The following is a 21,748-nucleotide window of genomic DNA, read 5'->3' on the forward strand; positions in this document are numbered from 1 at the left end:
TTTCTAACTTTGTGTCTTTGAAACTTTGCAACTTTAGACCAGTGAAACTCCAAACCCAAATACCGTTAGAAAAACAGTCTGAACATTTAATAGACTACAATTCTACTGTGTTGCTCTTTGGATCGTGCTTTACAGAAAATATTGGAGGTAAACTAAACTATTTTAAGTTTCAAAATCTTCAAAATCCGTTTGGGATTCTTTTTCATTCTAAAGCCATCCAAAATTTGATTTCCTATACCATTGAAGAGAAAAAATATTCAGAAAAAGACATTTTTTTTCATAATGAACAATGGCATTGTTTTGATGCGCATTCAAGACTGAGTTCGTCTTCAAAAGATGACTTATTGAATGAATTAAATAACCAAGTTGCGCAGACTAATAAAGGAATACAAAAAGCATCGCATATCATTATTACGCTTGGGACTGCTTGGGTTTACCGATTAATGGAATCTGGTGCCATTGTGGCCAATTGCCATAAAGTTCCCCAAAAACAATTTTCAAAAAAGCTGTTGTCTGTTGATGAAGTTGCAGAATCTTTGCAAGGCATTATCGATTTAGTAAAAGGTGTCAATCCAAAAGCGGCCATAATTTTTACCGTTTCACCTGTGCGTCATTTAAAAGACGGCTTTGTAGAAAACACACAAAGCAAATCGCATTTAATTACAGCCATCCACCAAGCTTTAAATCAAGAATCGTCAATTGCCAATCGTAATTCTCATTATTTCCCTTCCTATGAAATTATTATGGACGAACTTCGCGATTACCGTTTTTATTCAGAGGATATGATTCATCCCAACCAAACGGCAGTAGATTATATTTGGGAAAGATTTATTCAGGTTTGGATGTCTTCCAAAACATTAAAAACAATGGAAGAAGTTGATGCCATACAAAAAGGACTTCAGCATAGACCATTTAATCCAAATTCCTCGGCACACCAAGCCTTTCTTCAAAATTTGCAGGCTAAAAAATTTGAAATCCAAAGGCAATTCCCACAGATTGTGTTCTAAAAATACGTAATTCATCGTATTGATTCCATTTGTTTATTGTTTGAGCTTTGTTGAAGTATTAATCAACAAATATTCAACAATGAGAGATTTAAAAAAAATAGTGATACTGGTAACTGTAATGTTATTGGCTCACGTAGGATGGTCCCAAAAAACTACTCCGGACTACCAATATGCTTTTGATGGACAAGTAAAATGGTTGATTCTTCATGAATCAGGAACCTTGCTGGCATCAACAGGTGAAGCTTTAGCTGGGATAAGACCCAACAGCCATGAAGTGTCTTTTAAGCTTGAGCGACTTAAAAAAGTTAAAGAGGAAAACCTTGAGTTTGTTCCAGGTACACCCTATGTGATTATAAAACCACGCGGAATATTTATGCACACTGTGGTTGTTGACGTGGTTAAGGGTAAAATTGTTTTTGATTCAAAAGAAGAAAATTGGCAAAACGGTGTAACCAGTAGGTATTTTTTAGGGCCTGAGATGATGTTTGTAGTGAATGGAATGCATAAAGAAGAAGGCAATAAGTATACGGGTGGAGTTGGCCTATATGATTTAAAAACAGGAAAACTCGTTAATATTTTTGAACGTAAAGCAACAAATCCTATGGTTGGTGAGCCCGACATATTGGGCGATAATATTGTTATTCCAGGCATGAAAAATGTTGAGTGCTATTCTATAAGTTCAGGTGCTGTTAAGTGGACGGCAGACATAAAAAATGCTTCAAATATTGCTGCAAATGAAGACTCAAAGGAGATTTATGCATTTCAAACAAAGGGAGACAACACAGTAGTTCATAAAATAAATGCTGATACCGGTGCAGACATGTGGCCGGAAGGCAACAAGATTAAAGGTGTTATTTCAACTGTTGAGTTTACGGATAAGGGATTGGCTATTGTGACCAACATCTTAAGCGGTGGAAGCAAACTTATGAGTAAACTAAAAGGTTCAGGAACCTCAAAAGTATATCTTTTAGACTTGAACTCGGGCGCCGACCTATGGGATAAGTCGCCAAAAACCAAAGGTATCATCAATCATTTTTATGTTGAGGATGATGGTATTCTTTTTGGAGTTTCAGATGGAGGCATCAATAAAATTGGTTTTGATGGCACGCCACGTTGGAGAAAACCATTAAATACAGGACCTGCAATTCAAATTATGGCAACTGTGCCAACTGGTCTTCTTTATATATCCGAAACAGATGCCGATATTATTGATATGTCAACCGGCGAATCGGTTTTTGGAAAAGCCATTAAATACAGGAATTCTGAAGCGATAGCTTCCACATATGATAAAGCTCGAGACAGGTTCCTTATTACCTGCAAAGATGGTGTTTACGAAGTGAATGGAAATACTGGAGAGTACAATTTAATTGCCAACGGAACCAAATTTGAAGGCAAAGAAGATCCAACAGGAATTGAAGCGAGGGATAATGGAATATTGTTAACCGCTTCACAAAATTTAGAAATGTTAGGCTTTCAAGGAGACTCTAATTGGCATGTGTACCATCGTGCACCAGGCAAAAGTGCTTTTGGGCTTGCTATAGTTGGTGCATTGACATTAGCATCGGCTTCCGCATCAATTTCCCACTCGGCTACCGCCGGATATATGAAAGGTGCAGGTGTTCCATCTTATAATAGTTCGGTTCAATATCACGAACAACAAGCAGAAAGTTGGGCCAATGTAGCCGATGCAGGATTTCAGGAAATGGCAAAACGCTTTAAAGCTACCAAGGCTACGGCAAATTCTGCGTTTATCTTAACCAAAGTAGATGATGGAGTTGCACTGGTTAAAGTAGATAAAGACTCAGGAAAAACATTGAACGAAATTGTAATTAAAGATAAAGATCCTATGTACGAGGTGGATGATATTGCAGGTTTTCTTTATTTCAAAGACAAAGGAAATAACATAAGCGCATTCGATTTAAATAAATAAATCTTGTTGTTGAGGTTTTTTATGATTAAGTGTGGTATTAACACTACTGCGCTTAATCTTTTTTTATAACATTTTGTCGAAAATTTAGTTGAGGTTCAACATATTGGGTTAAATTTAATACTGCTATTAATCAGTTCATATCAAAAGGCACCAATATGCAAAAAACCTATTTGCTATTGGTGTTTTTTACTTTTAGGATTATTGGTATTGAATTGAAAAATCAAAAATGGAGTTTGATATTTTGCTTATTCACGGGTTGCTTTTGTTGGCATTGATTCTGGTGTGTTTTTCAGTTAAGGTGTTTTTTAACATAATGTCATTTAAAAGGAAAGCGCACAAGGAGAATTCTGTTTTAATGAAGGATTTGGAAGTGCAAACACAAAAACTTAAATTGAACAGTCAAAAAGTTCTAGTGTTTGATAATTTAACTGCTTTACTAATGAAAAGGCTTTTTAAGATAACCAAGGAATTGTTGGCAGTTCAAAAAATGATATTTATATCTTAATTAAATTTTATGAAGAAGAGGGTATTGGCCATCATCTTTTTAATATGTAACTATTTAATATTCTCTCAAAACAGTTTAAAGAGCATTGATAGTTTACAGCTCGAATATAATTCTTTGAAGGGCAAAAAATCCAAAAATGATATTCTTTATAAAATAGGCATTGAATATTTGAGCATCAATTTAGATTCTTCTTTACAAATCTTTCGTCGAGTCATTAAAAATTCTAAAATCGTTAATAATGATACACTTGAATTAAAAGGGTATTTGGGTATGGCAAAAGCTTTTACTGATAAGACTATGATTGACTCGGCCGATTACTATTTTGACGTTTCAGAAAAAAGCCTTGAAGTTATAAAGAGTCAGGAACTACAAAAGTCACTATTCAACAACAAGGGAATTTTGCTCTTTCATAAATCGGAATACAATTTGGCCGCTAATGAGTTTAAGAAAACCTTGGCTATAGCCGAAAAAGAAGCGGATTTAAATGCCCAGTCCAGAAGTTATAACAACATTGCTATTTGCATGTCTTATTTGGGAAAATATCATGCAGCACTGGAAATGCACATAAAATCAGCAAAAATAGCAGAAGAAATGAATGATAGAATTGGCTTGGCTAAATCCTATAACAATATGGGTTTGGTTTACAAAGATTTAAATGAACTGGAAAAGGCAGATGAGTATTTGTTGAAATCACTTTTAATAAAAAGGGAAGAAGGTAATCCAATAGATATCGTTGGCAGCTATTTAAATTTGGGCGCCAACCAGCGTGCCATGGGCGATAAACTAAAAGATTCTTCTATGCTGTTTAAGGCAAGGGAATATTTTCAAGAAGCCCTGAAATTGAGTATTTCTTCTGGATACCTTCGGGGAAAGAATAATGCCTACGTTAATTTGGCTTTGGTTGAAAGCACATTAAAAAATTATGAGAGCAGTATTGCCTATGGACAAAAAGCCTTGGAGCTAGCCGTTGCATCTAAAGATTATGATAAAGAGATGGTTGCTAGAACAAATTTAGGTGATGCATATAGGTTCAATAAGCAATTTAATCTAGCAAAACAACAATTGTTACAGGCATTGAAGATGGCTGAGGAAAGCCAAAATCTTTATGTAAAAAAAGAAGTGTTACTCATTTTGAGTTTACTGAGTAAAGAACAACAAAACTTTGAAAAGGCGCTGGGTTATTATGAGGAATACCACAAAGTGAATGATTCAATCTCGTCTTCAGAAGTAAAAAAGAACGTTGACCAACTCGAAGCCCAATACCAAAACGAACTCAAGGAAACAGAAATTCAAACCCAGCGGGCTGAATTGGCTGAAAAAGAATTAAACCTAACAAGAAAAAATACCCAAATAATAGGTTTGGGCATATTGGTCTCGGTGTTGTCGCTGTTGGGGTATTTGATCTATAAGCAACAAAAACTTAAAAACAAACAATTACAAAAGGACAGTGAGTTAAAAATAGCATTGGCCAAAATTGAAAGCCAAAACAGATTGCACGAACAACGCATTAGAATTTCACGCGATTTGCATGATAATATAGGGGCGCAGCTCACTTTTATCATATCTTCGATAGAAAACTTGCAATACGGATTTAAAATTGCCAACGAGAAACTCACTAGCAAACTTTTGCACATGAGTGCTTTCACTAAAGAAACCATATATGAATTGCGCGATACCATTTGGGCAATGAATAAAGATGAAATCACTTTGGAAGATTTGCAAGCTAGAATTTCTAATTTTATTGATAAAGCCGATTTATCTTCACAAGGAATAAAATTTGAATTCAATACAGATGAGGCTATTTCGAAAGATTTAGAATTCACTTCGGTAAAAGGCATGAATATTTATAGAATTCTTCAAGAAGCTATCCACAATGCTATTAAGTATGCCGAACCTTCTTTGGTGGAAATTGATATTAACAAAGTAGAACAAGGAATATTATTTAAGGTTGCGGACAACGGTAAAGGATTTTATATGCAAAATATAAAACAAGGAAATGGGCTTCAAAATATGAAAAAACGAGCGGAAGATATTGGTGCCGAACTAGCAATTGAGAGTAATTTAGATATGGGAACAACCATATCGCTGATTTGTTAACAGAAAATATATTTAATGAATATTAAAATAGCCATAGCAGACGACAATACATTTTTGGTTAACATAGTAACTGAAAAACTGTCTTTTTTTAATGACCTAAGTTTAAAATTAACAGCCATGAATGGCTCTGAACTTTTGGAAAAACTTGAGGCCGATCATAATGTCGATGTTATTTTGATGGATATTGAAATGCCAGTTATGGGCGGTATAGAGGCAACAGAAGAAGTAAAACAAAAATATCCGCACATTAAAATTATCATGTTAACTGTTTTTGATAATGACGAAAACATTTTTAACGCCATAAAAGCGGGAGCCGATGGTTATTTGCTGAAAGAGGTGAACGCTAAAGATTTACATACAGGAATTTTAGAAACCTTAAATGGAGGCGCTGCCATGAATCCGTCAATAGCTTTAAAAACACTGAAGTTGCTAAGAAATCCGTTAGAAATTGAAGACACAAATGAGAAAGATGATGTAAAACTGACAACACGTGAAGTTGAGGTTTTGGAGCAGCTGAGTAAAGGGTTGAGCTATAATTTAATTGCAGACAATCTTATTCTTTCGGTTGGAACGGTGAGGAAGCATATAGAAAATATTTATAAAAAACTTCAAGTACACAATAAACTGGAGGCTGTACAAAAAGCCAAAAAGAACAATTTAATTTAATGATTTGGTAAATTCAAGGTAATAATTCAAAAGTATTTCATTATTAATTTTACAACGAATTAGTTTTTGGTATTTAATCACATTAGTTAGGCTTCATATGTCGAAGGAAACTAATGTTTTTTTGTTTTTAAAAGGTTCGATTTGAATCAATATCTTCTTATCCTAGTAAATTTCCGGTAAAATAAAAAATTAAAGCTTCTCATAATATTTCTAACTTAGCGTATGCGAAAAATTCTTTTTGGTGTTGTAATTACCCTAATTGTCTTGTTCACCCTCAAGTATTGTGGCGATAAGCGTGAAGACAAGTTGGCCCTTCAGGAAAGCAGCGGGCTAATTCAGGAGCAAATAAGCAACGTCGGAAAACTTATTGTTACAGAAGGGCATTTTAGTGATGTGTTCAATTATAAAAACTCTAAGGAAATTTTTGGGGATTATTTCACTTCCGAGAAAAAAGCTTTGGTTGTAGTGAATGCGGATGTTACCATTGCTTACGATTTAAGTAAAATTGACTTCGAAATAGACCAAGCCAACAAAACACTCACCATTTTAAATATTCCGGAGGAAGAAATAAAGATTAGTCCAGATTTTGAGTATTACGATATACAAGCAGATTTTTTAAATCCTTTTGAGGCCAAAGATTACAACGATATCAAAAACAAAGTTAAGATATCCTTACAAAAAAAGATTGAGGCTTCAGATTTAAAGAAAAACGCCAAAAACCGTTTGGTTAGTGAGTTGTCAAAATTCTATATCCTCACAAATTCGTTGGGATGGACTTTACAGTATAACAACCAACCAATAAATACCCGTGAATCTTTGGATGGCTTGAACCTATAGTTGGTTTTTTAGACTAACCCAACCGCCACCGTTTACAGCCTCGATTCCGTTGCTTTTTAAAATTGATGCAGCATTTCCTGAGCGCATACCGCTAGCGCAACATGTAATTACAGGTTTTTTAAAACTTTTAATAGTCTCAATTTTGGAATTGATGTTTTGTAACGGAATGTTTTTTGAACCCTTAATGGCACCTTGGCTGTATTCTCCTGGAGTACGAACATCTATAATGATGGCGCCTCTGTTTTGATATTCTTTTATCATATTATTTTTGTTTCCAAATAAAAAATCTAATAATCCCATAAATAATTTTTCGGCAAATTAATTGAATAAATTTTAAAGCATCGGTAACATAAGTTGCATTAAAGTTCATTAAAAATTTACGTATATTCATCCCTTAAATAACGGCCGCCGAAAAATGGAAACCCCTTACGTTAAGCTTAAAGTTGAAAACAGAGTTGGTTATATTGAATTCTTTCATCCCAACAAAAATTCCATGCCAAGTGATGTTTTAAGCCAGTTGGGACAAACAATCATTAGTGCTGGAACGGATGACAAAATCAAAGTAATTGTCTTAAAAAGCGGGGGTAACAGAACATTTTGCGCAGGTGCCAGTTTTAATGAGCTCATTGCCATTGAAGATGCCGAAACCGGAAAACAATTTTTTATGGGTTTTGCCAATGTAATAAATGCTATGCGTAAATGCCCCAAATTAATTATTGGAAGGGTGCAGGGTAAAGCCGTCGGTGGTGGTGTGGGTTTAGCTGCAGCAACCGACTATTGTTTGGCTACTAAATATGCATCCATAAAACTTAGTGAATTAAGTATTGGAATAGGCCCGTTTGTTATTGAACCTATAGTATCGAGAAAAATGGGAGGCAATTCAATGGCGCAAATGACCATAAATGCCGAAACTTTTTTCTCAGCGGAATACGGAAAAGAAAAGGGATTATTTTCGGAAATATTTGAAACTACGGAAGCATTAGATGATGCCGTTAGCGCTTTAGTTGAAAAATTATCTGGCTATAATCCAGAAGCGCTTGCTGAAATGAAAAAGGTGTTTTGGAAAGATACTCAATATTGGGACCAATTACTTGCAGAACGTGCTGAAATTAGCGGAAAACTTGTTTTAAGTAAGTTCACGAAAAAAACATTGAAACGATTTAGGTAGCCGTCAAACCCTTACTTTTGAATTAATAATAGCTAACCCATCATCAATCAATTTTCCAACCTCAGGTCTGTTTTGCTTAACGATCTCCAAATGTTTTAAAATGTTATCGCATAGCATTTTTTCGTTTCCTTTATAAGCCAGCTCATAGAGCTCAACAGATAAAAGCCAATCGTTTGGATGTTTTTCAATAAGTTGCTCCGAAACTTTTGTTCTAGATATTGTTCGGTTTTTACCTTCTCTGTAATCTCGAATTTGTTGGTATAAAGTTTCGAGTTCCAATCGCTCATCCGATTTTTCCACATGAATGGTTTGCGATGATATTTTATGGGTCATTAAATCAAAACTGTTCAAATCTGCAGGGCCAGCAAATGCTGAAACAATTTCTTTGCCAACGGCCATATCGTAAACGCCCCATTGAGGTTTAAATAGAATAGTTTCGTTGTGGCTAACAGTGCAATTTTTAAAACTAATCAGGATTATTTTTCCTTGAAGATTGCGTTTTCCCGTAATAATTTCACCAGAAACTTTAATGCCACCTTCAAACTCCAAAGTAACTTGTTTTTCTTCGTAAATATTGTATGCGCTTAAATCACGCGGACTCATATCTTCAATGGCCAAATTGATGCCTTTCAGTTTTCCAATTGGCGAACCAAATCCTTTTGGATGGGTATTAGTTCCGTGTCCAACAAGTTCCTTTTCTCGATACGCCAATGCCGTTTTACCCGTGGTTTGAATGTAAATTGGGTTGCCTTCGTATTCAATGACCTCTTTAAAGGTACCTGAAATTTGAAGACCTGTGCTTAATTCCACACTACCCAAAGCTTCAGATTCAATGAGTTTGTTAATTCCAGAGAGCCCACCTTTACGCAGAGCCATGGTATTGGCAAATTCTTCCAAAACCAAACTTAAATGGGCAAAATCGGGCGTAACATAAAGTTGGGGTTGTGGTTTGGTGATATCAAAATCTTGATAGGCTGCATCAATTGTGTATGGTAATTTTTTAACGTCATCCATCAAACACCGAGCACTTTCCCCAATTGAAGAAAGAAGGCCGGCGCCGTAAATTTCAGGATTATCAATGGTGCCAATTAAGCCATATTCAACCGTCCACCAATGTAGATTTCTTATGAGTGCCATTTCACTAGCACTACCCATATTTTGCTGAAGCTCTTCTACTTTTTTTTCGGCGAAAGCAATGTCTTCTTCTTTCGTGTTGGGTGCTTCTTTTATAATGGAAAGATGCCTCACGGCTTCGTAAAGTTCGTAGTCTTTGGCAGATGAAATAGCTTTACAGCCAATTTCACCAAAGCGTCTTAAATATTCGGCATATTCTGGATTGGCAATTATTGGTGCATGGCCAGCCCCTTCATGGATGATGTCTGGGGCAGGAGTGTACTCAATGTGCTCCAACTGCCTAATATCGCTGGCAATAACCAAAACGTTGTAGGCTTGAAATTCCATGAAGGTATTTGGTGGAATAAAACCATCAACGGCTACGGCTGCCCAACCAATATCTTTTAAAATACGGTTCATGCCATACATATTGGGAATGTAGTCAATAGAAATCCCCGTTTTTTTCAACCCGTCAACATATGATTTGTGCGCTACGGTACTTAAAAAATCCACGTTTTTTCGCATGACATATCGCCAAACCGCTTGATCAATTGCCGAATATAAGTCGTAATTCTGTGGCTTAATAAATTGCTTCAGGTGTTTGGGAAGGCGATTTAAAATGTGGTTAGATTCTATATGTTTGGGCATGATAAAATTTGCTTTAGGCGATAAGTAAAAATACGAAATATTTATAAATTGTTCTGTTTTTCAAAGAATCATTTAATAATATGGTTTAAAATAGAATAATTTTAAAATCATTCGCGTATTTGTGTATATTTAATAATCAGAGAAGCGAACAATTAAAAAGAAAAAATGTACACTTATAAATCAAAAATTATTGATGTTTACGATGGGGATACAGTAACCGCCATTGTAGATTTAGGTTTTCTACATTTTCAAGAAATGAAGCTTCGCTTGTATGTTAGTGATACTCCTGAATTAAGGGGAGAAGAGAAAGAAGAAGGTATAAAAGTCAGGGGTATTTTAGGGAAATGGTTTTAGATAAAGAAGTCACTATTCGCTCTTACAACGGTAAACAGAGCAAATACTGCCGATACTTGGCAAATATATTTTGGAAGACGGACTGGAAGTCAACCAATGGCTAGTTGACAATGGCCATGCAAAACCATATTTTCCATAAAAAAAGCAGCTTTAAGCTGCTTTTTGAATTTTTATTGTTGTGCTCCAGGAGGATATTTCGCTATAATCTCGGCAACAAATTCCTTGATGCGTGCTTCTTTTTTCTCCATGTTTCTACTTAAGTAGCCTGTGCCCATACCTTGCCATACCAATTCCTTTTTATTGGCATCAATAAGGTCGATGTAAAGTGTGCCTTGTGTGCTTACCGAGGCAGTAGGTTGATTCCAGCCCCAGCCCCAACCAGGTCCGTAGCCGCCCCATGGGCCCCATCCGCCCCAACCCCAGGCACCATAGCCCCAGGCATTATTGTAAACATCAACACGTTGTTGCGATTTGGTAAACAAACTCACCAATAAGTCCGGATTTTCAGATTTTGAATAGCCTTTTGCCAAGAGTTCCGCTTCAATGGCTCTTAAAATACGGCGTTTGTCAAGGTCGCTAATTTCAGCCTTGTCAATTCCAGTTTTAAAAAAGGCGAACGTTCTATAATCGTTAAAGGTTGCATTTTTATCATAATCGGCAGCCACTCTAATCGAACTGCATGAAGTAGCAACAATTAGTAATGCCAAAATCGGAACGGTTTTTAAAAAATTTTTCATAGCAAATAAAATTAATGGTTCGTAGAATGAATTTTTTTAGGACAAAAAGGCTTTTTCTTATACGTTTTCATTGAATAAAAGCAGCAATAATCGTACCAAGGTCTGGTAAAAACAGGTGTAGTTAACTTTTTATACTGTTTGTTCTTTTATCGTATCCATAGGGGCAGTGTCTGCAACCACTTTCGCAACAATACCCACGTTTTAAATGATACTGTTCGGTAAAACAGCGGTAACCTTCGGGCGTTATATAATAATCGCCTTCTTCAATCGGGACAATTTTTTTCATATATAAGCAAAGATAAAGTAAATTGGATTGATTTTTGATTTCAAATATACATGATTTTCATCTCTAAATTTTTGGTGCCCAAAGGTTATACGGCAATGACCATTTTTCCGTTTGTTCTTTTAAAGTATGAACAATTAAAGGTAGACAAAGTATTGATTAACCATGAAAAAATCCATTTAAGTCAGCAAATTGAGTTGTTGATTTTTCCCTTTTATCTGATTTATGGTGTAGAATTTTTTTTGTGATTGGCACAATACAAAAATTGGCATTTGGCATATAGGAATATTTCTTTTGAGCGGGAAGCTAATGCCAATGAAAAGGATTCAGGATATTTAAACAAAAGACCACTTTGGGCATTTTTGGGTTATCTTCGCACAAATGGATTTCAAACTCGAAAATAGCATCAATCAGCATTTGGCATTACCTAAGAAATTTGGGGTTGAGCTATTTATAAAAAGGGAAGACCAAATTCATCCGTTCGTTTCTGGCAACAAATACAGAAAGCTTAAGTACAATTTGCAAGAAGCCGAAAAAGAAGGTTTTAAAACCTTGCTGACGTTTGGTGGTGCATTTTCCAACCATATTGCGGCTGTAGCCTCGGCGGGAAAGGAACTTGGTTTTAATACCATCGGAATTATCAGGGGTGATGAGTTGGAGGATAAAATTAATGAAAATAGTACGCTTCAGTTTGCACACCAAAATAGTATGCGGTTTAAGTTTGTTTCGCGTGATGTATATCGAAACAAAACTTCGAAAGATTTTTTGTCTGGTTTGAAAGAAGAATTTGGAAATTTTTACCTAATTCCCGAGGGTGGAACAAATGCTCTTGCCATAAAGGGTTGCGAGGAAATTTTAACCCTTGAGGATAAGCAATTCGATTATGTTTGTTGTGCTGTTGGAACTGGTGGTACCATTTCAGGAATTATAAATTGTTCAAAACCTAGTCAACAAGTTTTGGGTTTTCCTGCTTTAAAAGGCGATTTTTTACGACAAGATATTAGTAAATTTGTTACCAAGAGCAGTTGGAAATTGATTACCGATTATCATTTTGGGGGTTATGCCAAAACAAATGAAGATTTAGTCTCGTTTATTAATCAATTTAAAGCCGATTATAAGGTGTCATTGGATCCCATTTACACGGGTAAAATGCTTTTCGGAATTTTTGATATGGTCAAACAAGGATATTTTCCAAAAGGGTCAAAAATACTGGCCATTCATACCGGAGGTTTGCAAGGCATTGAAGGAATGAACGCTCTTTTGAAGAAGAAAAATTTACCGATAATTATCACAAATTAATGAACAGAATATTAATATTTTTATGTGTTGGATTCTTGCTTTTTAGTTGTAAATCTAAGAAGGCCATTGTAACCAAAAAAGGCAATGACACTGAAAGACAAATAGTAATAGATAGAACGGATAAGCAAAAAGAAGTTATAGAAGAAACGCCAAAAGTTTATACCAGTAACACTGAACGCTATATTGACAATTACAAAGAAGTTGCCCAAAATGAAATGGCTTTATACGGAATCCCAGCCAGCATTACCTTGGCCCAAGGGATATTGGAGTCAGCCTCGGGAAGTGGCCGACTTTCGGTTGAAGCCAATAACCATTTCGGCATTAAATGCCATGAATGGACTGGGGCAAAAATCTATCACGACGACGATAAAAAACAAGAATGCTTCCGAAAATATAAAGATGCTAAATATTCCTTCAGAGACCATTCTCTATTCTTAACAGAACGGAAACGCTATTCAGGTCTTTTCCTCTTAAAGAAAGAAGATTACAAAGGTTGGGCAAAAGGGCTGAAAGAGGCAGGTTATGCTACCGATAGAAAATACCCGCAAAAGTTGATAGACCTGATTGAACGCTACAATTTGCATGAATACGACAAAGCCGTTTTGGGTGATTCTTACACAAAATATGAACCTCAAGTTGTAGAGAATGAATTTGTTACCTACATCGTTTCTAAAGGAGATACATTGTATTCCATTTCAAAAAGATATAATACCACGGTAAAAGAACTTCAAAACATAAATGGTTTAAATGATACGGCACTTAGCATTGGACAAGTGTTGGTTGTTAAACCGGTATCAAACAATTAAAAAATGATTTATAAAAGAAGCAGTGCATTGTTTGCAGAAGCTGAAAAAGTAATTCCTGGAGGGGTGAATTCGCCCGTTAGGGCCTTTAAAGGTGTTGGTGGTACCCCAATTTTTGTAAAAGAAGCAAAAGGTGCCTATTTATATGATGAAGATGGTAATAGGTTAATTGACTACATAAACTCTTGGGGACCGATGATTTTGGGTCATGCCCACAAACCGGTTGTAGATGCAGTAATTGAAAAAGCCAAAAAAGGAACTTCGTTTGGTATGCCAACCGAAATTGAAACCCAAATTGCCGAATTGGCAGTTTCTATGGTGCCGAACATTGATAAAATTCGATTTGTGAATTCGGGAACAGAAGCCTGTATGAGTGCAGTGCGCTTAGCACGCGGCTTTACTGGAAAGGATAAAATCATCAAGTTTGCTGGTTGTTACCATGGACATTCCGATTCGTTTTTAATTCAAGCCGGTAGTGGTGCCAGTACCTTTGGAACGCCCAATAGCCCGGGTGTAACTCAAGGTACGGCAAAGGACACCTTATTGGCCAAGTATAATGACATTGAAAATGTAAAGGAGTTAGTTAAAGCCAACAAAAACAAAATTGCTTGTATTATTATTGAGCCTGTAGCGGGTAATATGGGCTGTATTCCACCAAAGGAAGGCTTTTTGCAAAACTTAAGAGCGCTCTGCGACATCAACGATATTTTGTTGGTTTTTGATGAGGTGATGACTGGTTTCCGATTGGCTAAGGGTGGAGCACAAGAACTTTTCAAGATAGATGCAGATATTGTTTGTTTCGGTAAAGTAATTGGCGGCGGTTTGCCGGTTGGTGCTTTTGCGGCTAGAAATGAAATTATGAATCATTTAGCGCCTCTTGGACCTGTTTATCAAGCTGGAACTTTAAGTGGAAACCCCTTGGCCATGGCAGCTGGTTTGGCCATGTTGACTGAGTTGAACAATGGTGCCAAAATTTTTAATCGTTTAGCTGAAAAAACGGAATATCTGCATAAAGGTATTGCAAAGGTTTTAAATGAAAATAATGTTGTGCACACCATCAATAGGACAGGTTCAATGATTTCGGTGCATTTTGATGAAGCTGAAGTTATGGATTTTAATACTGCTGCAAAAGGCAATAATGATACGTTTAAAAAGTTTTTTCATGGGATGCTCAACGAAGGTGTTTATATTGCGCCAAGTGCATTCGAAACGTGGTTTATTACGGATGCCTTAACTTACCAAGATTTAGATTTTACCATAGCCGCTGTAAGCAGGGTTGCTAAAAGTTTATAAAAAAAAGCGCATTTCAAAATTCAGAAATGCGCTTTTCTTCAACAAACTAAACTAAAATCAGTCAACTTTACTCTTTTTGCATATTTTTTTTGTGCATCTTTTTTCTAAGCTCTTGCTTTTTTTCTTTTCCTTTCATTCCCATTCTAGCTTGACTCTTTTCCCACTTTGCGTATTGGTCATCATTCAAAATCTTCTTCATTTTTGCCTTCACCGCAATCTGATGATCTAATCTCGCATTTTCTTTTTTAAGACGCTCATCTTTGGTGGGCTTTTCCATATTACCACTTTCTTTTTTGGCTCTCCATGCAGCCATCATTTCTTTTCGTTTGGTGGCATTGTCCAAATTGATTTTGTAAATCTCATCTTGTTGCGACTTGCTCAAATCTAAGTGCAAAGTCATTCTTTTTGTTTGTAAAGTGGCCGCTTCCTCAGGGGTTAAATCCTGCATACGATGCATTTTGTCTTTGGACATTGGTGGTTTCTTCTCTTCCTGTGCAATTCCTTGAATGGTAACCAAAGCAATTGCAATAATTAAAAGCTTTTTCATTTTTTGATATTTTTGATTTATACCAATAGGACTTTAAAAACTTGAAAAGGTTTAAAGGCCATTAGCTTTTAACTAGACGTTAACGTTTATGGTAAAGAAGATATTGGAGAAGCTACTTGACGATAGGTAATTTTATGCTGATGCCTGTTTGGAAATCAGGGGCATTATTGACCTCAAAATCTTCTTTTATATAGATAGATAGCTGAAAATTGGGTTTGCCGTAGGTGTAAACAAAATTCCAGTTTTGTATGGTGCTATATAAGGTGTAAACACCGTTTTGCCAACCAGCATTAATTTCTCGCCATTTGCCCAAAAGCCTAAAATAACCGAATTCTTCTTTTTTGTTGTATCGGGTTTGTGCCTGAAAGTTTACCCCAAAGGCATGGTAGTTGCCTTTTTTGGTATATTTTGTAATCTCTAAATTGGTTTCAAACGTGCCCAAATAAGGATTGTTCCCCAAATCCATAACCTCTTTAAAATCGATTATATTTTTTCTTAAAACATTGGCTCCCAGGGCTAAGTTCAGTTCATAATTGTTTTTTAAGTCAATCCTTTTAATGGCATTCGCCGACAGACCAAAATCCATGGAAGAATTAAATCTTGAAGTATTGAGCCCCAAATGGCTTCCAAAATTGATAAAAATACCTTGGGAGTCATTTATTGCAAGTTTTGGATAGTAATAATGGCTTAGCTCAATACCACCCATAAAGAAATTGTTCTGCCTAAGTTCAAGCGTGTTTCCATTGCGGTCGAGATATCTAAAGTTAACTTGGTTTAGACCGTAATAACGTCTTCCATAAGGGTCTTCACCTCCAGCAACATTGGAGTGGAACCACTCGATGCTTTCGTCGGCGGTAAAAAATGAAAAGGGATATTTCCCTTTAGTAATTAAATAAGACCTGAAATTTAAATTTAGTTCGTGCCTTTTGTTTAATGGAATCTCAAAATTTAGCCTAAACTCCTTAATAACCGCATCAACTACAATATTCATGTAATCGGCTGGTGTGGTTTCTTGGTCTAAAAAGGTAAACTGGCGGTCGTGCCATATGGTTTGACTGAGTCGTCTTCTTATTTCAGGGTCTTTTGGGTAATGTGCCTCAACAAACGGATGGAAGTTGTTCCCGCTGGAGTAATCAATGCTGAATCTTGGTTTTTGGTTTGGTAAATATTTAAAATTAGTATTTATTCTTGAACTGAAAATACCAAAATGATGAGTACCTAAAAGACTGGGATTACTTATACCATTTTTGTAAGATAGGCTATCTTTTTCTTGAGCGAAACCATTTATGTGGATTGAAAAAATAAAAAGTACAAACAGTTTTTTTAGCATCGCACAAAAGTAGAAATTTAAGTTTTGGCTACATTGTATTCTTAAAAAATTAACACTTCGAATAAACGTCTCTTAATGAAGTTATAAAACTGGCTCTTTGAGTGTTAAATATTTCAAAATTAATTTCCTAAGCGAAAAATATTGCGTCTCTTTGCATAGTTAGTTTAGTTAAGCACAATCTTCTTATTATTGTGCGAAAAAGTTAAAGTTTAGTTTGTTTAAAAAAAGCCAGCCTGCTAAGGTTGGCTTTTTTTGTTTTACAGCTTCCCAAAATTGTTTTCAACTTTTGTTGTAACTTAGTGTTCTAACAGGTTTTTAACATGCCTTATTGGTTGCATATTATTTTGATTTTGCTGATAGCCTATTTAGCAATAAGCGTGGCTTTGTATTATTTGCAGGACTATATGCTGTTTAAACCTGAAAAGCTTCCCAAGGATTTTGAGTTCCATTATGAAAATCAGGATACCAAAGAGTACAATTTAGAAACCCGAGACGGTGCCGTTATCAACGGACTCTTGTTTAAGCCAAGGGGAGAGCCCAAAGGCATTGTATTGTACCTCAAAGGGAATTCAAAAAGCATTAGAGGCTGGGGTAAATTTGCAGTAGATTTTACACGCCATAATTATAATGTTTTGATGGTAGATTACAGGGGCTTTGGAAAAAGCACCGGAAAGCGCTCCCAAAAAGCCATTAAGCGCGATTTGCAACAAGTGTACAACAGAATAAAAGAACGGACCACCGAAGACCGCATTATTTTATATGGCCGCTCATTGGGCTCGGGTTTTGCTGCGAAATTGGCTTCTATGAATAGCCCAAAAATGCTCATTTTAGATGCCCCATATTATAGCATGACCAAAGTCACGGCACGTTATGCCCCATTTATGCCGCTTTCGGTTTTGTTAAAATATCCGCTTCCAACGTTTAAGTGGCTCAAGTATGTGCAATGCCCCATTCATATAATCCACGGAACTAACGATAAACTGATTCCTTACAAAACCAGTTTAAAATTATCTAAAATCAACCCCAAACTCACAAAACTACATACGGTTATCGGGGGTGGCCATAAAAACTTAAATAATTTTGAATCCTACCATGAAATGATTCACGATATACTCAATTCAAAACCTCAAAATATCGATTTGTCAACCACAAGTATTCATGTCAAACACAGCTCCAAGGTCACTAAAGCAAAAGCTTAAAAGGCTAATTTTCGTTTTATTCGGTATTTATTTTATGATAACAGCATCGTTGTATTTTCTTCAGGAAAAAATATTGTTTTTGCCCACAACTTTGGATCAGGATTATCAGTTTGATTTTAATTATGATTTTGAGGAATTGAATTTTGAAACCAATGATGGCGCAAAATTGAATGCCATTCATTTTAAGATTGAAAACCCAAAAGGCATAATACTATATTTTCATGGTAATGCTGGCGATTTATTACGTTGGGGAACCATAGCTGAATTTTTTGTTGAAAAGCAGTATGATGTTTTGGTCATGGATTATAGATCCTATGGTAAAAGCACCGGAAAGTTAAGTGAGGAAGCTTTTTATAATGATGCCCAGTTGTTTTACGATTACTTATTGAAACGTTACGATGAATCTGAAATAACACTCTACGGCCGTTCATTGGGAACGGGAATAGCCACTTATCTGGCTTCAAATAACAACCCAAAACGGCTTATTTTGGAATCGCCCTATTACAGTATGGTTGATGTGGCCAAATCTAGGTTTCCTTTCTTTCCTGTTAAACCGCTGCTTAAATATAAATTTCCAACGTTTCAGTTTGTCCAAAATGTAAGTTGCCCTATAACGATTGTTCATGGAACCAATGATGATGTTGTTCCTTTTAATTCAGCCAGAAAATTATTTGAGGTTGCTCCCAAGTCACAAACTAAATTTATTACTGTTGAAGGAGGAAATCATAATAATCTTATTGATTTTGAAGAGTTTCGGACTGGAATAGAATCTTCATTAAAATAAAACACGAATTGTATTTCGGAATTTTTTGTTGCATTGTGGTTTTAGAAAAAAATCAATACTTAAAATCTAAGTCACACCAACGATAATTACTTTATTAATTTTTTCAACTTTGCTAATTTTTGACAGTTAATTCTCTGATTATCTCTTCGCATTTTTGTTATTCAATCCCAAGCCCTTTTTTTGAGATAATATTGATGCCACTTGGTGATATAATTTCGGTTCAGGAGGATTTTTATTTAAAAAAGGGAAATCAATCTTGATTCCTTTTTTTAAACTAGATTTTCATTTACTTAAATGCAATTCCGATGCGGCACTACCTGGTACAATAATTAATTCTCCTTCATTTATAAAGAAGTCGGTATAAAAAGGATCCTCCCCTTCATTATCTGTAGTTCCCGGATGAACATAGGCATTGGTTTTAGCCCATCCGGATGCACCTTTAAAACGGCCAGTACCTCCAATAAATAAGATATCGTCATTAAAATATAGTTGATACAGAGGGTTATCTCCTGAATATGGCCATATCTGGCCTGACTCAATTATACAATGCAGTTCGTCTCCATTGGCAGCGACAAATTTACCGGTTTCAATAAATGAATAGTTTACAGGAAAAATTACTTCCGGAGTAGGCGCTGAACAAAATCTCATAAAGAGTTCCTGTAGCTGCCCAAGGTGGGTCATTTCACCGTTTCCCTTCATTATCATGGTTTCACTAAAACCAGCATCGCATGGCTGGGAACCTGGAGCTTCTGCTCGCCACACTGTAAACGTAGCTTTAAAAGGCAGCTCTTTTTTATTAGTTGATTTTGAAGTTAAGTTGTTTTCTTCAAATAAGTTTTGTTCCGAATTGAATTCATCAGTGGTGTCCTCACAGCTCGTGTAAAGAAAAAGACTTAATAGGGCTAAACCTAATATTTTTATAGTTTTCATGATTAAATAGTTTTAGTGGTTATACAATATTTATAACTATAAAGATTGTTAAATACTACTTGTCATATAAAGAAACTATGTTGCAGAATGCTTAATTTTTTTTGAAAACTATGTTGTTTGGTCAAACTATGTTGCAGAAAACAATATACGGGTTATAATTCGATAGAATTAAGAACAAATTAAGGCAATGATGCTGGAGTGTAGGGCAGATTCATTTTTTTCTTTAAGGCAATAAAACGTGGGTGTTCTTCTAAACTGTTAGGGGAATACCAATAGGGTACATCAGGCAAACGTTCTCCTCTATAATAAAGCTCTTCAAGCCCATCCAATGCTTTTTCATTTTCACCTAAAAAAACCAGGGTTTGGGTCTTAACTTCTTTTGAAGTGGCTTCTGCACACCATCTCATTAAACCGTCTCTCCCCGAGGTGTTATGAATGCTGTCTAAAGTCTTACCGGTAGTAGTATTTTTTATTACGGTTCTAAGATTTTTTAAATTTTCTAAAGCTAGTGCATCATTCTTGAGCATATAATAACTCCAAAACTGATATAGCGGTGGTCGTATATGATCCTTGTTCAAATCTCCAGCAATTTTTGATTCCTCTATAGCTTTAAGAAATTGTCCGTTATTTAGGTGCAACTTCGCACTTACCTCGCGCACTATAAATGACAAAGGGTCTAATTCTAGGGCTTTGTTTATATGAAATCGGGCTTCTTTATGTCTGCCAATACAACTAAGGTATTCAGAATACCGGTGATGCAAAGTTGAATAGTTTTTACCAATTTTAAAGGCCTTCATAAATGCTTTATTTGATTTTTCCCATTCCCAGTCAATAAAAAAGTAAAGGGTTGCCAAAACGGTATGGGCTTCAACTAGATTTTCATCTAATTCCAAAGCTTTTAATGCGTAAAATTCGGCTTTCTTTCTGTTTTCTATAATCTCCTCTTGGGTTGAAGACGTCCATATTTTTAGAAAGTAAGTATCGCCCAGACCGGCATAGGCTAAAGCATAATTAGGGTCCTCGATGATGGCCTTTTTAAAATAACCTATGGCCGTTGCGTAATCTTCTTTTATTCTTTTGCCCCAATAGAATCTACCTAGTTGGTATAATTTATACGCTTCTAAATTTTTTGTTAGGTTCTTTTTAATCTCTAAAGTTTGTTCTTCTGAAAGTGTCGTGTTAAGACCTGAAGCTATCTGGATAGCTATCTCGCTTTGGACATCAAAAATATCAGATAGTTCTCTGTCAAAACTTTTTATCCAGACATGATCATCTTGAGTAGCATCAATAAGCTGAACCGTAATTCTAGCTTTGTTTTCATACGTCTGAATACTGCCTTCTAAAATATAGGACACGCCCAATTCAGTGGCAATTGTTGGAGTTGTCTTCGTTGTGTTATGTTTGTAGATTTCTGACGAGGTACGCGATATAACTTTGAAATCCTCTAAGGTAGCAAGCCTATTTAAAATCCCTTCAACTAGTCCATCTGCAAAAAACTGATTTTCTGCATCATCACTTATATTTTTAAACGGCAAAACGGCAATTGATTTATCTTTTGTAGATCGAACTTTATTTTTTGAAAATTGGTTAGTTAGTAAATAACCAGCAAAAAAGACAAAAAGCAAAACCTCAATAATCTTAAATGTTGTTTTTATTTGATTTTGAAAACTGAAAAGCTTTCTTTTTTCTGTCGTTTGCTTTAAGGTTTCATTATTAAGATGTTTTTTAGCTTCACTAGCTGGATAACCATAATATTCGTGAAAACACTTATGAAAGTATGAAGTGCTTCCAAAACCAACTTTATAGGCTATTTCAGAAATTGTATAGGCGTCCTGTTGTACTAATTTGTGTCCTTCTTGAAGTCTTATTTCTCTTATGAATTGACTTATGGATTGTGATTTTAACCTCTTTAATTTTCTGTGTAAATGTGAACGGCTTAGACCTACTGATTTTGATAATTCTTCAACGCCAAATTGTTCATTTTGAAGATTATCTAGAACTATTGATTTTAGTTTGGATATTAATTTATCGTCCTGAATCATTCCAAGTGATTAGCTTTTGGCTTGCATTTATGAATGAAAAGATAACTGATTTAAAGGTAATACTCGTAAAGTAAATTTACAATACTATTAGTTAAAACTTAATAAAAGAAAGACTAACTGTTTCGGTATGGATTTAATTAATGATGCATTGCAATTTTATGGAGAATGATAGGTAT

General features: G+C 35.5%; 20 protein-coding genes and 1 pseudogene. 13 read left to right on the top strand and 8 right to left on the bottom strand.

Annotated elements, in window-relative coordinates; translation table 11 throughout:
* Positions 1-41: 41 nt before the first annotated feature.
* The 5 genes from ACB104_RS14900 (at position 42) to ACB104_RS14920 (ending at position 7,042) form a co-directional block, all read left to right on the top strand.
* Positions 42-1,007 (top strand): GSCFA domain-containing protein, encoded by a 966-nt coding sequence (locus ACB104_RS14900; RefSeq protein ID WP_370479995.1) that lies wholly within the window; start codon positions 42-44, stop codon positions 1,005-1,007.
* 79 nt (positions 1,008-1,086) lie between these two features.
* Positions 1,087-2,937 carry a PQQ-binding-like beta-propeller repeat protein gene (locus ACB104_RS14905; RefSeq protein WP_370479996.1) on the top strand — a complete coding sequence of 617 codons (1,851 nt, stop codon included), beginning with the start codon at positions 1,087-1,089 and terminating at the stop codon, positions 2,935-2,937.
* A gap of 514 nt (positions 2,938-3,451) precedes the next feature.
* Positions 3,452-5,539, top strand: coding sequence for a tetratricopeptide repeat-containing sensor histidine kinase (locus ACB104_RS14910; RefSeq protein WP_370479998.1), 2,088 nt, complete (start codon positions 3,452-3,454; stop codon positions 5,537-5,539).
* A gap of 15 nt (positions 5,540-5,554) precedes the next feature.
* Positions 5,555-6,205, top strand: a complete 651-nt coding sequence (locus ACB104_RS14915; RefSeq protein WP_370480000.1) for a response regulator — start codon at positions 5,555-5,557, stop codon at positions 6,203-6,205.
* Positions 6,206-6,427: 222 nt separating this feature from the next.
* Positions 6,428-7,042 carry a DUF4230 domain-containing protein gene (locus ACB104_RS14920; protein ID WP_370480001.1) on the top strand — a complete coding sequence of 205 codons (615 nt, stop codon included), beginning with the start codon at positions 6,428-6,430 and terminating at the stop codon, positions 7,040-7,042.
* On the opposite strand, the gene ACB104_RS14925 is transcribed toward ACB104_RS14920, so the two are convergent.
* A complete protein-coding gene (locus ACB104_RS14925) occupies positions 7,037-7,342 on the bottom strand; it encodes a rhodanese-like domain-containing protein (protein WP_370480003.1) in 306 nt (101 codons plus the stop codon). The genes ACB104_RS14920 and ACB104_RS14925 overlap by 6 nt on opposite strands.
* A gap of 115 nt (positions 7,343-7,457) precedes the next feature.
* On the opposite strand from ACB104_RS14925, the gene ACB104_RS14930 reads away from it, so the two are divergent.
* Entirely contained in the window at positions 7,458-8,210 is a 753-nt protein-coding gene (locus ACB104_RS14930; RefSeq protein WP_370480005.1) for an enoyl-CoA hydratase/isomerase family protein, read from the top strand.
* 3 nt (positions 8,211-8,213) lie between these two features.
* On the opposite strand, the gene ACB104_RS14935 is transcribed toward ACB104_RS14930, so the two are convergent.
* The gene (locus ACB104_RS14935) at positions 8,214-9,971 is read right to left on the bottom strand and encodes an aromatic amino acid hydroxylase (protein ID WP_370480006.1); all 1,758 of its coding nucleotides are present in this window, start codon (positions 9,969-9,971) and stop codon (positions 8,214-8,216) included.
* Positions 9,972-10,136: 165 nt separating this feature from the next.
* Here ACB104_RS14935 and ACB104_RS14940 point away from each other — a divergent pair, with 165 nt between their 5' ends.
* Positions 10,137-10,325: a hypothetical protein gene (locus ACB104_RS14940; RefSeq protein WP_370480008.1), complete on the top strand. Its 189-nt coding sequence runs from the start codon at positions 10,137-10,139 to the stop codon at positions 10,323-10,325.
* A 170-nt stretch (positions 10,326-10,495) separates the two neighbouring features.
* On the opposite strand, the gene ACB104_RS14945 is transcribed toward ACB104_RS14940, so the two are convergent.
* Complete coding sequence (locus ACB104_RS14945; protein WP_370480009.1) at positions 10,496-11,062, bottom strand: DUF4136 domain-containing protein; 567 nt, start codon at positions 11,060-11,062, stop codon at positions 10,496-10,498.
* Positions 11,063-11,183: 121 nt separating this feature from the next.
* A complete protein-coding gene (locus ACB104_RS14950; protein WP_370480011.1) occupies positions 11,184-11,348 on the bottom strand; it encodes a C1orf53 family protein in 165 nt (54 codons plus the stop codon).
* A 50-nt stretch (positions 11,349-11,398) separates the two neighbouring features.
* Between ACB104_RS14950 and ACB104_RS14955 the strand changes: the two are divergent.
* The 4 genes and pseudogenes from ACB104_RS14955 to hemL all read left to right on the top strand — a co-directional run bounded on the left by ACB104_RS14955 (position 11,399) and on the right by hemL (position 14,740).
* Positions 11,399-11,749: pseudogene (locus ACB104_RS14955) on the top strand (hypothetical protein).
* Positions 11,727-12,644: a 1-aminocyclopropane-1-carboxylate deaminase/D-cysteine desulfhydrase gene (locus ACB104_RS14960; RefSeq protein ID WP_370480013.1), complete on the top strand. Its 918-nt coding sequence runs from the start codon at positions 11,727-11,729 to the stop codon at positions 12,642-12,644. The pseudogene ACB104_RS14955 and the gene ACB104_RS14960 overlap by 23 nt, the downstream one beginning before the upstream one ends.
* Positions 12,644-13,450 carry a glucosaminidase domain-containing protein gene (locus ACB104_RS14965; RefSeq protein ID WP_370480014.1) on the top strand — a complete coding sequence of 269 codons (807 nt, stop codon included), beginning with the start codon at positions 12,644-12,646 and terminating at the stop codon, positions 13,448-13,450. The genes ACB104_RS14960 and ACB104_RS14965 overlap by 1 nt, the downstream gene beginning before the upstream one ends.
* A 3-nt stretch (positions 13,451-13,453) precedes the next feature.
* Positions 13,454-14,740: a glutamate-1-semialdehyde 2,1-aminomutase gene (gene hemL / locus ACB104_RS14970; RefSeq protein ID WP_370480016.1), complete on the top strand. Its 1,287-nt coding sequence runs from the start codon at positions 13,454-13,456 to the stop codon at positions 14,738-14,740.
* A 67-nt stretch (positions 14,741-14,807) separates the two neighbouring features.
* Here hemL and ACB104_RS14975 read toward each other — a convergent pair whose 3' ends face one another.
* Together ACB104_RS14975 and ACB104_RS14980 are read right to left on the bottom strand one after the other, a co-directional pair.
* Positions 14,808-15,287: a DUF4890 domain-containing protein gene (locus tag ACB104_RS14975; RefSeq protein ID WP_370480018.1), complete on the bottom strand. Its 480-nt coding sequence runs from the start codon at positions 15,285-15,287 to the stop codon at positions 14,808-14,810.
* 112 nt (positions 15,288-15,399) lie between these two features.
* Positions 15,400-16,617, bottom strand: coding sequence for a hypothetical protein (locus ACB104_RS14980; RefSeq protein ID WP_370480019.1), 1,218 nt, complete (start codon positions 16,615-16,617; stop codon positions 15,400-15,402).
* 320 nt (positions 16,618-16,937) lie between these two features.
* Here ACB104_RS14980 and ACB104_RS14985 point away from each other — a divergent pair, with 320 nt between their 5' ends.
* Both ACB104_RS14985 and ACB104_RS14990 read left to right on the top strand, forming a co-directional pair.
* Positions 16,938-17,816, top strand: coding sequence for an alpha/beta hydrolase (locus ACB104_RS14985; RefSeq protein ID WP_370480021.1), 879 nt, complete (start codon positions 16,938-16,940; stop codon positions 17,814-17,816).
* Positions 17,817-17,850: 34 nt separating this feature from the next.
* Positions 17,851-18,600: an alpha/beta hydrolase gene (locus ACB104_RS14990; protein WP_370480023.1), complete on the top strand. Its 750-nt coding sequence runs from the start codon at positions 17,851-17,853 to the stop codon at positions 18,598-18,600.
* A gap of 282 nt (positions 18,601-18,882) precedes the next feature.
* Here ACB104_RS14990 and ACB104_RS14995 read toward each other — a convergent pair whose 3' ends face one another.
* Positions 18,883-19,530 (bottom strand): hypothetical protein, encoded by a 648-nt coding sequence (locus ACB104_RS14995; RefSeq protein WP_370480025.1) that lies wholly within the window; start codon positions 19,528-19,530, stop codon positions 18,883-18,885.
* 179 nt (positions 19,531-19,709) lie between these two features.
* Positions 19,710-21,572 carry a helix-turn-helix domain-containing protein gene (locus tag ACB104_RS15000; RefSeq protein WP_370480027.1) on the bottom strand — a complete coding sequence of 621 codons (1,863 nt, stop codon included), beginning with the start codon at positions 21,570-21,572 and terminating at the stop codon, positions 19,710-19,712.
* Positions 21,573-21,748 lie beyond the last annotated feature (176 nt).

It is taken from the genome of Tamlana flava (genome assembly GCF_041287255.1).
Taxonomy (GTDB): Bacteria; Bacteroidota; Bacteroidia; order Flavobacteriales; family Flavobacteriaceae; genus Tamlana; species Tamlana flava.

What these genes read in the sequence shown, in the direction of transcription:
- ACB104_RS14985 (WP_370480021.1), top strand. Translation starts at nt 16,938, where the DNA reads ATGCCTTATTGGTTGCATATTATTTTGATTTTGCTGATAGCCTATTTA.
- ACB104_RS14945 (WP_370480009.1), bottom strand. Translation starts at nt 11,062, where the DNA reads ATGAAAAATTTTTTAAAAACCGTTCCGATTTTGGCATTACTAATTGTT.
- ACB104_RS14990 (WP_370480023.1), top strand. Translation starts at nt 17,851, where the DNA reads ATGATAACAGCATCGTTGTATTTTCTTCAGGAAAAAATATTGTTTTTG.
- ACB104_RS14905 (WP_370479996.1), top strand. Translation starts at nt 1,087, where the DNA reads ATGAGAGATTTAAAAAAAATAGTGATACTGGTAACTGTAATGTTATTG.
- ACB104_RS14940 (WP_370480008.1), top strand. Translation starts at nt 10,137, where the DNA reads ATGTACACTTATAAATCAAAAATTATTGATGTTTACGATGGGGATACA.
- ACB104_RS14980 (WP_370480019.1), bottom strand. Translation starts at nt 16,617, where the DNA reads ATGCTAAAAAAACTGTTTGTACTTTTTATTTTTTCAATCCACATAAAT.
- ACB104_RS14950 (WP_370480011.1), bottom strand. Translation starts at nt 11,348, where the DNA reads ATGAAAAAAATTGTCCCGATTGAAGAAGGCGATTATTATATAACGCCC.
- ACB104_RS14975 (WP_370480018.1), bottom strand. Translation starts at nt 15,287, where the DNA reads ATGAAAAAGCTTTTAATTATTGCAATTGCTTTGGTTACCATTCAAGGA.
- ACB104_RS14910 (WP_370479998.1), top strand. Translation starts at nt 3,452, where the DNA reads ATGAAGAAGAGGGTATTGGCCATCATCTTTTTAATATGTAACTATTTA.
- ACB104_RS15000 (WP_370480027.1), bottom strand. Translation starts at nt 21,572, where the DNA reads ATGATTCAGGACGATAAATTAATATCCAAACTAAAATCAATAGTTCTA.
- ACB104_RS14920 (WP_370480001.1), top strand. Translation starts at nt 6,428, where the DNA reads ATGCGAAAAATTCTTTTTGGTGTTGTAATTACCCTAATTGTCTTGTTC.
- ACB104_RS14965 (WP_370480014.1), top strand. Translation starts at nt 12,644, where the DNA reads ATGAACAGAATATTAATATTTTTATGTGTTGGATTCTTGCTTTTTAGT.
- ACB104_RS14930 (WP_370480005.1), top strand. Translation starts at nt 7,458, where the DNA reads ATGGAAACCCCTTACGTTAAGCTTAAAGTTGAAAACAGAGTTGGTTAT.
- ACB104_RS14960 (WP_370480013.1), top strand. Translation starts at nt 11,727, where the DNA reads ATGGATTTCAAACTCGAAAATAGCATCAATCAGCATTTGGCATTACCT.
- ACB104_RS14915 (WP_370480000.1), top strand. Translation starts at nt 5,555, where the DNA reads ATGAATATTAAAATAGCCATAGCAGACGACAATACATTTTTGGTTAAC.
- hemL (WP_370480016.1), top strand. Translation starts at nt 13,454, where the DNA reads ATGATTTATAAAAGAAGCAGTGCATTGTTTGCAGAAGCTGAAAAAGTA.
- ACB104_RS14935 (WP_370480006.1), bottom strand. Translation starts at nt 9,971, where the DNA reads ATGCCCAAACATATAGAATCTAACCACATTTTAAATCGCCTTCCCAAA.
- ACB104_RS14995 (WP_370480025.1), bottom strand. Translation starts at nt 19,530, where the DNA reads ATGAAAACTATAAAAATATTAGGTTTAGCCCTATTAAGTCTTTTTCTT.
- ACB104_RS14925 (WP_370480003.1), bottom strand. Translation starts at nt 7,342, where the DNA reads ATGGGATTATTAGATTTTTTATTTGGAAACAAAAATAATATGATAAAA.